The organism is Streptomyces sp. NPDC008001 (assembly GCF_042958085.1).
Classification (GTDB): Bacteria; Actinomycetota; Actinomycetes; order Streptomycetales; family Streptomycetaceae; genus Streptomyces.
In genome coordinates this window covers 599,634-614,053 of the sequence record NZ_JBIBIZ010000001.1, presented here as the reverse complement: position 1 = coordinate 614,053, position 14,420 = coordinate 599,634, and the positions used below count along the sequence as shown (strand labels likewise).

The following is a 14,420-nucleotide window of genomic DNA, read 5'->3' as shown; positions in this document are numbered from 1 at the left end:
CCACCCCCACTAAAAAAACCAGTCCTTTCCCCCCCCCCCCCCCCCCCCCCCCCCGGGGGCCCCCCGGGGGCCGGGGGGGGGGGGGCCCCCCCCCCCCCCCCGGGCCGCCCCCCCCCACGGCACCCGGCCCGCGCGGCTCAGCCGGAGATCATGACGGCCTGTACCGGGCAGGCCATCGGGACGTCGCGCACGCGCGGGTCGCCCGACCCGTCCTCCTGCCCGGGGAGCAGGGCGACCAGCGCGTCGTCGTCCTGCGTGAAGACGCCGGGCGCGGTCATGACGCACTGGCCGGAGCCGATGCACCGGTCACGGTCGATGGTGATGCGCAAGGCGGACCGCCTCCTTTCCTCTCGTTCCTTCCGTTCCTTCGCCCGTCGTCCTCACCAGGTGACCGGGAGCTCGACCGGGCCCTGGGCGTCGTGGCCGGCCTTGATGGGCACCTCGTCGAGGGGCACGGCCGGGCGCAGGCCCGGGATGCGGGCGAAGAGCGTGCCGAGGGCGATCTCGAGCTCGGCGCGCGCGAGGTTCTGCCCGAGGCACTGGTGGATGCCGTGGCCGAAGCCGACGTGGTGCCGCGCGTTGCGCCGGGCGTCGAAGACGTCGGGGTTCTCGTACGCCTTGGCGTCGCGGTTCATCAGCGAGATGGAGACCACCACCGCGTCCCCGGCCTTGATGGTCTCGCCGCCGACCTCGATGTCCTCCTTGGCCATCCGGACCATGTAGTCGGAGACGGAGGTGAACCGCAGCAGCTCCTCGACCACGCCCGAGATCGCGCCCGGGTCCTTCAGCAGCACGTCGAGCTGCTCGGGGTGCTGCATGAGCGTGAGGGCGCCGAGGGCGATCGCGTTGACGGTGGTCTCGTGGCCGGCCACCAGCAGGACCAGCGCGATCATGACCACCTCGTTGTGGTCCAGCTCGCCCTCCTCCAGCTGACGTGCGATCAGCTCGTCGAGGAGGCCGTCCCCGGGCTCGGCCTGCTTCTTCCCGACCAGCCCGTGCAGGTACGCGTACAGCTCGCCGAACGCCGCGTCGGCCTCCGCCGACGTCTCGGCGCCCACGAAGTCGCGGGAGCGCTCCTCGAAGAAGTCGTGGTCGCCGTAGGGGACGCCGAGCAGCTCGCAGATCGCCATCGAGGGCACGGGCAGCGCGAAGGCCGACACCAGGTCCGCGACGGGCCCCTTCTCCAGCATCTCGTCCAGCAGCCGGTCCACCAGGCTCTGGATCATGGGGCGGATGGCGTTCATGCGCTTGACGCCGAAGCTGGGGATGAGCATGCGCCGCTGCCGCGCGTGCAGGGGGTCATCGACGCCGATCAGCGGGAAGGCCAGCCCGCCGCGGTCCTCGGTGCGCCGGACGACCACGGGGAAGGACGGGTGACCCCAGTCGGAGGACAACCGCGGATCGGCGAGCAGCGCACGTCCCTCGGCGTGCCCCGTCACCAGCCACGCCGGCCGGCCGTCGAACAGCTTCACCTGCGACAGGGGGCTCTCCCCGCGCCATTCCGTGTAGGCCGCCGGCGGCTGGTACGGGCAGGTCCTGTCCTGCGGGAAGGCGGGGGCCGGCGACTCGGTGGAACGGATATCGGTCTCGGTCATGACGTGCCTTTCAAACGGTCAGCGATGCCGTTACTCAGGGATACGGGAGACGGAATTCAATCCGTCGGCAAGGTTTTTCCGTACAGCTGCCGCAAGCGCCGTAACGGGCCGTCTCACTGAACGAAACATTCAGGTATTCGGGCGTCGCAGCGGAATGCGGTGTGCAGCGCCCGCGGCCCGCGGGCGCTGCACACCGGTGGGGGGTTCACTGTGGTGTGCGGGTCACCAGGTGACGGGCAGCTCGTGCACGCCGTAGAAGACCATGTCGGTGCGGAAGCGGAGCTCCTCGACGGGCTTGGCCAGGCGCAGGGTCGGGAAGCGGCGGAACAGGGACTCGAAGACGATCTGCAGCTCGATGCGGGCGAGCTGCTGGCCTATGCACTGGTGGGCACCGAAGCCGAAGGCCAGGTGCGGGGCGGGGCGGCGGGTGATGTCGAAGCGCTCCGGCTCCTCGACGAAGGCGGGGTCGAAGTCGGCGGCCAGGACGTGCGCGACGACCTGCTCGCCCTTGGCGATGCGCACGCCGCCGAGCTCCACGTCCTCGGTGGCGACGCGCTCGCCGCCGAACTGGCCGATGGTGAGGTAGCGCAGCAGCTCCTCGACCGCGTTGCCGATCAGCGACGGGTCCTCGCGGAGCAGGGCCAGCTGGTCGGGGCGGTCGAGGAGCAGCGCCGCGCCGAGGCCGATCATGCAGGCGGTGGTGTCGTGGGCCGCGATCAGCAGGGTGCCGGCCGCGTTCATGAGGAACATGTCGTCGACGACGCCGTCGGTGTCCTCGGTGGTGATCAGCGCCGAGATCAGGTCGTCGCCGGGATTGGCCTTGCGCTCCTGGACGAGCTGGTAGAGCAGGCCGCCCAGGCGCATGCCGGCGGCCTCGGTGGCCGCGACGTCCTGGTCGACGCGCATCATCGCCTCGGCGATCTCCTGGAACTCCGCCCGCCGCTCGACGGGGACGCCGAACAGGTCGGAGATCACCATGGACGGCACCGGGTTGGCGAACGTCTTCACCAGGTCGACCGGGCCGCCCTGCGCCTCGATGGCGTCGAGGTGCTCGTCGACGATGCGCTGGATGTTCGGCCGGAGCGCCTGCATGCGCCGGACGGTGAACTCCTTGGCGAGCAGCTTGCGGTCGTCGGTGTGGTCGGGATCGTCCTGCCACAGCAGGCTGCCGCGGCCGGGCTTCTGGGTGACGACGCCGTCCTGGGTGTGCAGGGCGTGGGGCACCTTGACGCTGAACGACGGGTCGCGCAGCAGGGCGCGCACCTGCTCGTAGCCGGTCACGAGCCACGCCTCGTGGCCGCTGGTGAAGGTGGCCCGGCTCACCGGGGCGGTCTCGCGGACGTCGGCGAGGCCGTCCGGCGGCAGGAAGGGACAGCTGCGGGCCTTGGGGACGGCGGGCGCGCCGGCGGGCTGGGTCATGACTCTCCTTGCACGTGCTGGTGGGAGGGGTTGGGGGGCCGTCAGGCGGCGGGGAGCCGGAGGGTCGTCTCGTCGCGCCGGACCGCGTTCACGAGGACGGCCATGTTCCCGGAGGGGTGGACGTTGTCGTGCATCATCTGGTGCATGCGCCCGATGTCCTCGAAGCCCTCGCAGGCGGACAGGCAGGGATCGAGCAGGCCGTCTCCGACCAGCTTGATGACCTCGCGGCACTCACGGGTGTTGGCGTAGTGCGAGCCCTGGAGGCGCTTGGAGCGCATCCACAGGTGGCGCAGGTCGATGTCGCCGTTGTAGCCGGAGGTGCCGCCGCAGATCACCACCATGCCGGCGTTGTCGCACAGGTACATCGACGTGGGGAGGGTGTCCTGGCCGCTGTGTTCGAGCACGATCCGCGGGGACTTGCGCTCGCCGAGGATCTCCCAGATCTTCTTGCCGATGCCGCGCGCGCCGCGCAGGAAGCGCGCCGACGCCTCGGCGTCGCCGACGTCGGGCAGCCGGCCCCAGTGGTCGAAGTCGCGGCGGTTGATGGTGCCTTCGGCTCCGAGGCGGCGGCAGTACTCGGCGCGGTCCTCGTCGGAGACCACGGCGATGGGAATGCCGCCGGCCATCCTGACGAGCTGGATGGCCATGGAGCCGAGGCCGCCGGCGCCGCCCCAGATCAGGACGGGGTCGCCGGGGCGGACGGTGTTGCCCTGCCAGCCGAACAGCTGCCGGTAGGCGGTGGGCCCGGTGAGCAGGAAGGCCGCCGACTTCTCCCAGGACAGGTGGGCGGGCTTGGGGTGGCACTGGTACTCGTCGACCCGGCAGAACTGGGCGAAGGAGCCGTAGTTGGTCTCGTAGCCCCAGGCCTTGATGCTCTCGGAGACCAGGGGGTCGGTGCCCATCCGGATGTCGGGGGCGGTCTCGTCCCACTGGCCGCTGGTGAGCAGCACGTGGTCGCCCACCTTGACGTTGCGGACGCCTTCGCCGACCGCCCACACCACGCCGGAGGCCTCCGAGCCGCCGATGTGGAAGTCCTCCTGCTGTCCCTGGCGCTGCCGCATGCCGATGACGTCGACGGGCTGTCCCAGCGAGGACCACACGTTGTTGTAGTTGATGCCGGCGGCCATCACGTAGACCAGCACCTGTCCGCGTCCCACCCCGGGGGTGTCGACGACCTCGGTGCGGAACGCCTGCTTCGGCTGTCCGTAACGGTTCTGCCGGATGACCGAGGCGTACATCTGCTGCGGGACCTCACCGAGCGGCGGGGTCTCGCCGATCTCGTAGAGCCTCTTCGTCATGGTTCTTGTCTCCCACCTTCTAGCTGTGTTCCGGGCCGCCGGCCCGGTCGGTGAGGACGTCCGCCAGCCAGGTCCGCACTGCCGCTGCAGTGGTGCCGGCGTGGTCCTCCATCATCGAGTAGTGGTTTCCGGCCACTTCGACGACCGTGTCCACGTGCTCGGGCGGTGCCGCGCGTCCGTCGCCGTCCGCGGCGCCGGGCAGCATGGGCTCGCTCGCCCGTACGAGCAGGGTCGGGGCCGCGATCTCCGGTGCGGCCCACTCGTCGAACAGGCGCATGTAGCAGCCCATGGCGGTGAGCTGTTCGCCGCCGGACCGCATGAAGTCCAGGCGCTGGGACTGTGCTTGGGCCATGGCGTTGAGCACGGTGTGGTCGAAGGGGATCTCGCGGCTGAAGCTGTCGACCATCACCACGGCCGCCGGCTTCTCGCCCATGGCCTCCAGGTGCGCCGCCACGCCGTGGGCGATCCAGCCGCCCGAGGAGTAGCCGAGCAGGACGACCGGCTTGCCGCCGGCGCACTCCCGCACGGTCTGCGCGTGCAGCGCGAGCACGGCGTCCACGCCGGAGGGGACCGGTTCGCCCTTCTCGTAGCCCGGGTGGGTCAGGGCCCACATGTCGAGCCGGTCGCGGAAGGGGGCGGCGAAGCGCGCGTACTGGTGCGCTCCGGCCGGTACGACGTACGGCGAGAAGCACATCAGCGCGAGGGGCTCGTCGCCCTGCGAGAACCGCACGGGGGCGGGCCGCTCGGCCAGGTCCCCGGGCCGGTCGAAGGAGGGCCGGAACCGGGCCGCCTCCATCAGCATGCCCATGGCCTCGGGGGCCGTCCCGTTCTCGCTCGCGTGCTGGTAGAGCTGGACCAGCATGTCGGCGGGCCGTTCCTCCTGCGCGGTGCCGTTCGCGGCGCCGGAGAGCTGGGTTCGCAGGTGCTTGGCGAGCTTGGTGGGCGTGGGGTGGTCGAAGGCCAGTCCCGCGGGCAGCCGCAGACCGGTCGCCGCCGACAGGCGGCGGCGCAGGTCGAGCGCGGTGAGCGAGTCGAAGCCCAGCTCCAGGAACTGCGCGGTGGGCGCCACGTCGTCGGCCGAGGCGTGGCCGAGGACCACGGCGCTCAGGGAGCGGATGTGCTCCAGCAGCCGCTCTTCCTGCTCGGCCTCGGGGAGTCCGGCGAGTTCGGCCGCCAGGCCCGCTTCGGCGTCCGTCTCCTCGGCGGCCTGCTCGGCCTCCAGCAGCCGCTGTACGTCGGGCAGGTCGGACAGCAGCGGGCTCGGGCGTCCCACGGTGAAGGCGGGCAGGAACCGCTCCCAGTCGATGGGGGCGACGGTCAGGGCCGCCTCGTCGTGCTCGACGGCCTGGTGCAGGGCGGAGACGGCGAGCTCGGGGGCCATGAAGCCCAGGCCCCGCTTCTCGCCGCGCTCCCGGACCGCGTCGTCGACCATGCCGCCGCCGTCCCAGCCGCCCCAGGCCAGCGAGGTCGCGGTCAGGCCGCGTGCCCGTCGCTGCAGGGCCAGGGCGTCGAGGAAGGCGTTGGCCGCGGCGTAGGAGGCCTGGCCGCCGCTGCCCCAGACTCCGGCGCCGGAGGCGAAGAGGACGAACGCGTCCAGTTCACGGCCGTCGAGGAGTTCGTCGAGGTGGACGGCGCCGGTGACCTTGGTGGCCGCCGCTTCGGCGAACTCGTCCAGCCCGGCGTCGGTCAGCAGGGACGAGCGGGCCGTGCCGGCGGCGTGCAGGACCGCGGTGAGCGGGTGCCGGGACTCGATGCCGGCGAGCAGCCCGGCGACCGCGTCGCGGTCGGCGATGTCGCAGGCGGCGATGGTGACGTCGGCGCCGAGCGCGGTCAGCTCCGCGTGCAGTTCCTGCGCGCCGGGGGCGTCGGGTCCGCGCCTGCTGGTCAGCACCAGGTGCTGTGCTCCGGCGCCGGCCAGCCAGCGGGCCAGGTGCCGGCCCACGCCGCCGGTGCCACCGGTGATCAGGACGGTGCCGCGGGGCTGCCACGGCTTGGCGGGCTCCGCGTCGGCGGGCCGGGCCCGGACCATGCGGCGGCCGAACACGCCGTCGGCGCGCACGGCGAGCTGGTCCTCGTCCTGCTGGGCCAGTGCCCCGGCCAGGCGGCGCAGGGCGTGCTCGTCCAGCACCTCGGGCAGGTCGACCAGGCCGCCCCAGCGGCGCGGCTGTTCGAGGGCGGCCACGATGCCCAGGCCCCACAGCTGTGCCTGGCCGGCGTCGCGCAGCGGGTCGGCCGCCCCGGTGGACACGGCGCCGCGGGTCGCGCACCACAGCGGTGCCGGAACGTCCAGGTCGCCCAGCGCCTGCAGCAGGGTCACCGTCGCGGCGAGGTTCGCGGACAGCGTGGGGTGGGCGGGGTGCCGGCCGGGTGCCAGGCCCAGCATGGAGAGGACTCCGGCGGGCTGTTCGTCCCCGAGTTCCCCGGCGAGCCGGGCCGCGGCGTCCTCGCGGTCGCAGTCGACGGGGAGTTCGACGACCCGCACCTTCGCCCCGTGGGCGCCCAGGACGCCGACGACGCAGGCCGCCCACTCCTCGTCCGCCAGCCCGGCGGGGAGGACGGCGAGCCACAGGCCGTCCAGGTCGGGGGCCGCCGGGTGGTCGGTCAGCTGCCGGAAGGAGACCCGGTAGCGCCAGCCGTCCACCGTGGACTTCTCGCGGCTGCGCCGCCGCCACGCGGACAGCGCGGGCAGCGCCGGGCCGATGAGGGCGGCGTCGTCCGTGCCGAGCTCACCGGCGAGCTCCGGCAGGTCCGCGTTCTCCACCAGCTCCCAGAACCGGGCCTCGACCGGATCGGCGCCCGCGGGCGCCGGGTCGGCGCTCTCCAGCCAGTACCGCCGGCGCTGGAAGGCGTAGGTCGGCAGGTCCACGCGCCGTACGGGCCGGCCGGCGAAGGGCATCGTCAGGTCCACGGGCACGCCGTTCACGTGCAGTTCGGCCAGGGAGCGCAGGAAGCGGTCCGTGCCGCCCTGGTCCCTGCGCAGCGAGGCGCCGGTCACGACGTCGGCGCCCGCCTCGTCGGTGATCTCCTGTACGGCGCCGGACAGCAGCGGGTGCGGGCTGCACTCGACGAACACGCCGTGCCCGTCGGCCAGCAGCGCCTTGACGGTCCGCTCGAACTCCACGGTGCGGCGGGCGTTGCGGTACCAGTACTCGGCGTCCAGGCCGGTGGTGTCCAGCACCGTGCCGGTCACGGTGGAGTAGAAGGGGATGTCCGCCGCGCGCGGCGAGACGGGGGCCAGCAGCTCCAGCAGCTCGTCGCGCAGGCCGTCGACCTGGGCGGAGTGCCCGGCGCCGGTGGCGCCGCGCACCTTGCGCACGCGCACGCCTTCGCCTTCGAGCTCCGCCAGGAGTTCGCCGACCGCGTCGGGGTCTCCGGAGACGGTCAGGGCGGCGGGCCCGTTGACGGCGGCGACCGACAGCCGGTCCCCGTACTTCTCCAGCCTCGCGCGGGCCCGGTCGGCGGGCATCGCGACCGCCAGCATCGCGCCCTTGCCCGTCAGCTTGGTCAGCGTCCGGCTGCGCAGCGCCACGATCCTGGCCGCGTCGTCCAGCGTCAGCGCCCCCGCGACGTACGCGGCGGCGACCTCGCCCTGCGAGTGGCCGACCACGGCGGCGGGCTGGACTCCGTGGGAGCGCCACAGGGCGGCGAGCGACACCATCACCGTGAACAGGGCCGGCTGGGCGACCTCCACCTCGGTCATGCCCGGCGCGCCCGGCTCCGCCCGCAGGACGTCCAGCAGCGGCCAGCCGACGTACGGGGCGAAGGCTTCCGCGCAGGCCTTCGCCTGCTCGGCGAAGACCGGGGAGGCGTCCAGCAGTTCCCTGGCCATCTCCGGCCACTGCGAGCCGTGGCCGGGGAAGACGAGGACGACCTTGCCGGAGGCCGCGGCGGTGCCCTGGACGACGCTGTCGGACGGTTCGCCGCCGGCGAGCGCCGCGAGCCCGGCCCGCATCTCGTGCCGGTCGCGGCCGACGACCACGGCCCGGTGCTCCAGCTGCGTCCGCGTGGTGACGAGGGCGTGGCCCACGTCGGGCAGGGTGAGTCCTTCGGTGCGGTCGAGGTGTGCCAGCAGGCGGCGTGCCTGTTCGCGCAGCGACCGCTCGGTCTTCGCGGACAGCGGCCACGGGAAGGCGTCCGCAGCCCGGGAGGCGGTGTCGCCCGGTGTCTCACCGGTCTGCTCGTCCCCGGCGGCGGGCACGGTCTCCGGTGCCTGCTCGATGATGGTGTGCACGTTGGTGCCGCTCATGCCGAACGAGGAGACGGCGGCCCGGCGGGGCCTGCCCCGGTCGGGCCAGGCGGTCTGCTCGGTCAGCAGGCGTACGTGCCCGGCGGACCAGTCGACGTCGGGGGTCGGCTCGTCGACGTGCAGGGTCTGCGGCAGGACGCCGTTGCGGATGGCCATCACCATCTTGATGACGCCGCCGACGCCCGCGGCCGCCTGCGAGTGGCCGATGTTGGACTTGAGCGAGCCGAGCCACAGCGGCCGGTCCTCGGAGCGCTCCTTGCCGTAGGTGGCCAGCAGCGCCTGCGCCTCGATGGGGTCACCGAGCCGGGTGCCGGTGCCGTGGGCCTCCACGGCGTCCACCTCGGCCGGGTCGAGCCGGGCGTTGGCGAGCGCCTGGCGGATCACCTGCTGCTGGGCCTTGCCGCTGGGCGCGGTGAGGCCGTTGGAGGCGCCGTCCTGGTTGACGGCGGAGCCGCGCACCACGGCCAGGACCTCGTGCCCGTTGCGGCGCGCGTCGGACAGCCGCTCGACCAGGACCAGGCCCACGCCTTCGGCGAACCCGGTGCCGTCGGCGGACGAGGAGAACGCCTTGCAGCGGCCGTCGGCGGCCAGCGCGCGCTGTCTGCTCGACATCGTGAAGGCGGACGGGCCGGCCATCACCATCACGCCACCGGCCAGCGCCATCGAGCACTCGCCGTTGCGCAGCGCCTGTACGGCGAGGTGGAGGGCGGTCAGCGAGGACGAGCAGGCGGTGTCGACGGTGACCGACGGGCCCTGCAGGCCGAAGGTGTAGGAGAGCCGGCCGGTGATCACGCTGGCCGCGTTGCCGCTGGGGATGTAGCCCTCGACGCCGTCGGGCACCTTGAGCGGGCGGGCGGTGTAGTCCTGGTAGCCGGAGCCGACGAACACGCCGGTGGCGGTGGAGCGCACCGAGCCGGGGGCGATCCCGGCCCGTTCGAAGGCCTCCCAGGCGGTTTCCAGCAGCAGGCGCTGCTGGGGGTCCATGGCGACGGCCTCGCGCGGGCTGATCCCGAAGACGGCGGGGTCGAACTCGTCCGCGTCGTGCAGGAATCCGCCCTCGGTGGTGTACGTGGTGCCGGGGTGGTCGGGGTCCGGGTGGTAGAGCGCTTCCACGTCCCAGCCCCGGTTGCCGGGGAACCGGGTGATCGCGTCGCGGCCGGAGACGACGAGTTCCCACAGGTCCTCGGGCGAGCGCACGCCGCCGGGGTAGCGGCAGGCCATGCCGACGATGGCGATCGGCTCGTCGAGCACGGCGGCGGCCGCCGCGGCCGTGGCCCCGGGGGCTTCCCCGCCGGTGAGTTCGGCGAGCAGGTGCGCGGCGAGGTCGGCGGCGGTGGGGTGGTCGAAGACCAGCGTCGTGGGCAGGGCCAGGCCGCTCGCCTCGTTGATCCGGTTGCGCAGTTCCACTGCGGTCAGGGAGTCGAAGCCGAGGTCCCGGAAGGGCCGGTCGGCCTCGATCGCGCCCGCTCCACGGTGCCCGAGCACGGCGGCGGCGTGCGTGCGCACGAGGTCCACGAGCACGCGAGCCCGGTCGTCCTGCGACAGCCCGGTCAGGCTCTCGGCGAGCGCCCCGGAGCCGCGCTTCTCCTCGGGGACGTCCTCCGCGAGGGTCGCGCGCACCGCGGGGAGGTCGCCGAGCAGGGGGCTGGGGCGGCCGAGGGTGAACGGCACGATGAAGCTCGACCAGTCCACGTCGGCCACGGTCAGCACCGTCTCGTCACGGTCGAGGGCGCGCTGCAGGGCGGTGATCGCCGTCTCGGGGGACATCGCGCGCAGTCCGCGGCGGCGCAGCCGCTCCTCGTCGTCCCCGTCCTCGACCATGCCGCCGTCGGCCCAGGGGCCCCAGGAGACGGCGGTGGCGGTGAGTCCGCGGTCGCGGCGCTGCCGGGCGAGCCCGTCCAGGAAGGCGTTGCCGGCCGCGTAGGCGGCCTGGCCGCCGCTGCCCCAGACGCCGGAGATGGAGGAGAAGAGGACGAAGGCGTCCAGCTCCTGCTCGCCCAGCAGTTCGTCCAGGTGTGCGGCGCCGCCGGCCTTCGCGGCGAGTGCGGCGGCAAAGTCGGCCGGGGTCGTGGCGGTCAGCATGCCGGCGTCGGCGACTCCGGCGGTGTGCACCACGGCGGTGAGGATGTGCTCGGCGAGCAGGGCCGCCACGGCGTCGCGGTCGGCGACGTCGCACGCCGCGATCGTGACGCGGGCGCCGAGGGTCTCCAGCTCGGCCCGCAGCCCGTCGGCGCCCGGCGCGTCGGCGCCCCGGCGGCTGGTGAGCACGAGGTGTTCGGCGCCGTTGCGCGCCAGCCAGCGGGCGACGTGGCCGCCCAGGGCGCCGGTGCCGCCCGTGATCAGGACCGTGCCCCGGGGGCGCCACCGGCCGGTGGCCGGGCGGGCCGGTGCGGGGGCGAGCCGCCGGGCGAAGACGCCGGAGGCGCGGACGGCGAGCTGGTCCTCCTGCCACCGGCGCGTCCGTGCCCGGCCCAGTACCTCGGCGAGGTGTGCGGCGGCCCGGTCGTCGATGGTCTCGGGCAGGTCGATCAGGCCGCCCCAGCGCCGCGGGAGTTCCAGGGCCGCGGTCCGGCCCAGGCCCCAGACCTGGGTGTGCCGTGCGTCGCGTACGGCGTCGGAGGCGTCGACCGCCACCGCGCCCGAGGTGAGGCACCACAGGGGGGCGTCGATGCCGGCGTCGTCCAGGGCCTGGACGAGCAGCAGCGTGGGCAGGACGGGGTCGCCGGTGACGAGCAGGGACAGCACGCCGTCGACCGGTCCCGCCGCGGCCAGCTCCCGGGCCAGGCCGTCGCGGTCGCTCGCCGCACCGACCACCACGGTCTTCAGAGCGGCGCCGCGAGCGGTGAGTGCGGCACGGACCGCGCTGATCTGCTCGTTCTCCGTCTCCGGAACGGCCAGCAGCCAGGTGCCGCCGGCGCCGGCCGGGCCGAGCTCGCCCAGCCGCTTCCACGACTCGCGGTAGCGCCGGCCGTCCACGGCGGACTGCTCCTTGCGCTGCCGCCGCCACGATGACAGCCGCGGCAGGACGTCACTGAACGCGTCCTCGGCACGGATGTCCAGAGTGCCCGCGAGAGCCTCCAGGTCCTCGCGCTCCACCGTCTCCCAGAACTCCGCGTCGACCGGATCGGCCGCCGCGGCCGCGGGCTCCGGCGCCTCCACCCAGTACCGCTCGTGCTGGAAGGCGTACGTCGGCAGACCGACCTTCCGGGCACCGGAGAAGAACACGCTCCAGTCCACCGCGACGCCGTTGACGTGCAGTTGTGCCACCGCCGTGACGAGGGCCTGCGGCTCGGGGCGGTCGGCCCGCAGCACCGGGACGGTGACGGCCTCAGCCACGCAGCCCTGCACCATCCCGCTCAGGACGCCGCCCGGGCCGATCTCCACGAAGGTGGTGACACCCAGGTCCTGCAGGGTCTGCACGCCGTCGGCGAAGCGGACCGCCTCACGGACGTGCCGGACCCAGTACTCGGGGGTGTACGACTCTACGAGGCGGCCGGTGACGTTGGAGACGACCGGGAGCTTCGGCTCCTCGAAGACCAGCTCCCGTACGACCTGCGCGAACGCGTCGAGCATGGGGTCCATGAGCGGCGAGTGGAACGCGTGGCTGACCTTCAGCCGCGACGTCTTACGCCCCTGCCCGGCGAAGGCCGCGGCAATGGCCAGGGCCGCCGTCTCGTCACCCGAGATCACCACGGACTGCGGGCCGTTGACCGCGGCGATGCTCACCGCGTCGGTGAGGTGCGGCAGGATCTCGTCCTCGGTCGCCTGCACGGCGACCATGGCCCCGCCGGCGGGCAGCGCCTGCATCAGCGCGGCACGCGCGGACACCAGCTTGGCCGCGTCCTCCAGGGACAGCGCACCGGCCACGTGCGCGGCCGCGATCTCTCCCACGGAGTGGCCGACGAGGAAGTCCGGCCGGATCCCCCAGGATTCGAGGAGCCGGAACAGCGCCACCTCGACGGCGAAGAGCGCGGGCTGGGTGCACCCGGTCCGGTGCAGCGTCTCGGCGTCGACGTCGACCGGCGCGTCCAGATGCGCGCACACCTCGTCGTACGCCTCCGCGAACACCGGGAACGCCTCGTACAGCGCGCGCCCCATGCCGATCCGCTGCGAACCCTGACCGGAGAACAGGAACCCGGTCTTGCCGCCCGCCGGGCGCCCCAGCAGCACTGCGGGCGAGGGGGTGCCCGCGGCCAGGTCCCGGAGCCCGAGGAGCAGTTCCTCGCGGGTCTCCCCCACCACCGCGGCCCGGTGACGGAGGGCCGCACGCGTCGTGGCCAGCGACAGCCCGATGTCCGCCGGAGCCGCCCCGCTGTCCGCGAAGGACAGCAGCCGGGCCGCCTGGGCCTGCAGCGCCGCGTCGCTCTTGGCGGAGAGCACCCAGGCCAGCGGGCCGGCGGCGGGGGCACCGGCCGGCTCGTCGTCCTGGTCCGGGGCCTGCTCGATGATGGTGTGGGCGTTGGTGCCGCTGACGCCGAAGGACGAGACCGCGGCGCGGCGCGGGTGGCCGGTCTCCGGCCAGTCCATGGCCTCCGTCAGCAGCCGCACCTCACCCGCCGACCAGTCCACGTGCGGCGTCGGCTCGTCCACATGCAGCGTCTGCGGCAGCACGCCGTTGCGCATCGCCATGACCATCTTGATGATGCCGCCGACACCGGCCGCAGCCTGGGCATGACCGATGTTGGACTTCAGCGACCCCAGCCACAGCGGCTGTCCCTCGGGCCGTTCCCGGCCGTACGTGGCCAGCAGCGCCTGCGCCTCGATCGGGTCGCCGAGCGTCGTCCCCGTACCGTGCGCCTCCACGGCGTCGACCTGCGCGGGAGACAGGCCGGCCGACGCCAGCGCCTGGCGGATCACCCGCTGCTGGGCCGGGCCGTTCGGGGCGGTCAGGCCGTTGGACGCGCCGTCCTGGTTGATGGCGCTGCCGCGGACGACCGCCAGTACCTGGTGTCCGTTGCGCCGGGCGTCCGACAGCCGCTCCACCAGGAGCATGCCGACGCCCTCGGCCCAGCCGGTGCCGTCGGCCCCGGCGGCGAACGGCTTGCACCGTCCGTCCGGGGCGAGGCCGCGCTGGCGGCTGAACTCCACGAAGGCGGTGGGCGTCGTCATCACCTGCACGCCGCCGGCCAGTGCCATGGAGCACTCGCCGCTGCGCAGGGCCTGTATCGCCCAGTGCAGGGCCACGAGCGAGGACGAGCAGGCCGTGTCGACGGTGACCGCCGGGCCCTCCAGGCCGAAGGTGTAGGCGATGCGGCCGGACATCACGCTGGCCGAGTTGCCGGTCCCGAGGTGGCCGTCGGACTCGCCGGCCACGCCGAGGAGGAGGTTGACGTAGTCCTGGTAGCCGGAGCCGACGAAGACTCCCGTACGGCTCCCCCGCACCGACTCCGCGTCGATGCCGGCCCGTTCGAACGTCTCCCACGTGGTCTCCAGCAGCAACCGCTGCTGCGGATCCATCGCCACGGCCTCACGCGGGCTGATCCCGAAGAACCCCGGGTCGAACTCCCCCGCCTCGTACAGGAATCCGCCACGCCGCGTGTACGTCTTCCCCGACGCCTCAGGATCCGGGTCGTAGATGCCGTCCACGTCCCAGCCGCGGTCCCCGGGGAACTCCCCGACGGCGTCGCCACCGGAGACCACCAGCTGCCACAGGTCCTCGGGCGAGCGCACACCGCCCGGGTACCTGCACGCCATGCCGACGATCGCGATGGGTTCCTGATCCTTCTCCTCGACCTCGCGCAGGCGGTCCCGGACCTGGCGAAGGTCCCCGGTGACGCGCTTGAGATACTCGAGAAGCCTGTCTTCGTTGCTGCTCATCCGCCCCATCCGTCCTCGGCTGTCGTTAAAGGTAGAGCGCCAAGA

Annotated in this window: 4 protein-coding genes and 1 pseudogene; all 5 read right to left on the bottom strand. The window is 73.5% G+C overall.

Features of this window, described 5'->3' with window-relative positions:
• Positions 1-137 precede the first annotated feature (137 nt).
• Positions 138-329, bottom strand: a complete 192-nt coding sequence (locus ACFZCD_RS02270; RefSeq protein ID WP_391826964.1) for a ferredoxin — start codon at positions 327-329, stop codon at positions 138-140.
• A 51-nt stretch (positions 330-380) separates the two neighbouring features.
• Complete coding sequence (locus ACFZCD_RS02265) at positions 381-1,595, bottom strand: cytochrome P450 (RefSeq protein WP_391826962.1); 1,215 nt, start codon at positions 1,593-1,595, stop codon at positions 381-383.
• A gap of 222 nt (positions 1,596-1,817) precedes the next feature.
• The gene (locus ACFZCD_RS02260) at positions 1,818-3,014 is read right to left on the bottom strand and encodes a cytochrome P450 (RefSeq protein ID WP_391826960.1); all 1,197 of its coding nucleotides are present in this window, start codon (positions 3,012-3,014) and stop codon (positions 1,818-1,820) included.
• A gap of 41 nt (positions 3,015-3,055) precedes the next feature.
• The gene (gene ccrA, locus ACFZCD_RS02255; protein ID WP_391826958.1) at positions 3,056-4,312 is read right to left on the bottom strand and encodes a crotonyl-CoA carboxylase/reductase; all 1,257 of its coding nucleotides are present in this window, start codon (positions 4,310-4,312) and stop codon (positions 3,056-3,058) included.
• Positions 4,313-4,331: 19 nt separating this feature from the next.
• A pseudogene (locus ACFZCD_RS02250) lies at positions 4,332-14,348 on the bottom strand (type I polyketide synthase); the annotation flags it as partial.
• Positions 14,349-14,420 lie beyond the last annotated feature (72 nt).

Coding starts and splice junctions, on each gene's coding strand:
- ccrA (WP_391826958.1), bottom strand. CDS start 4,312: ATGACGAAGAGGCTCTACGAGATCGGCGAGACCCCGCCGCTCGGTGAG.
- ACFZCD_RS02260 (WP_391826960.1), bottom strand. CDS start 3,014: ATGACCCAGCCCGCCGGCGCGCCCGCCGTCCCCAAGGCCCGCAGCTGT.
- ACFZCD_RS02265 (WP_391826962.1), bottom strand. CDS start 1,595: ATGACCGAGACCGATATCCGTTCCACCGAGTCGCCGGCCCCCGCCTTC.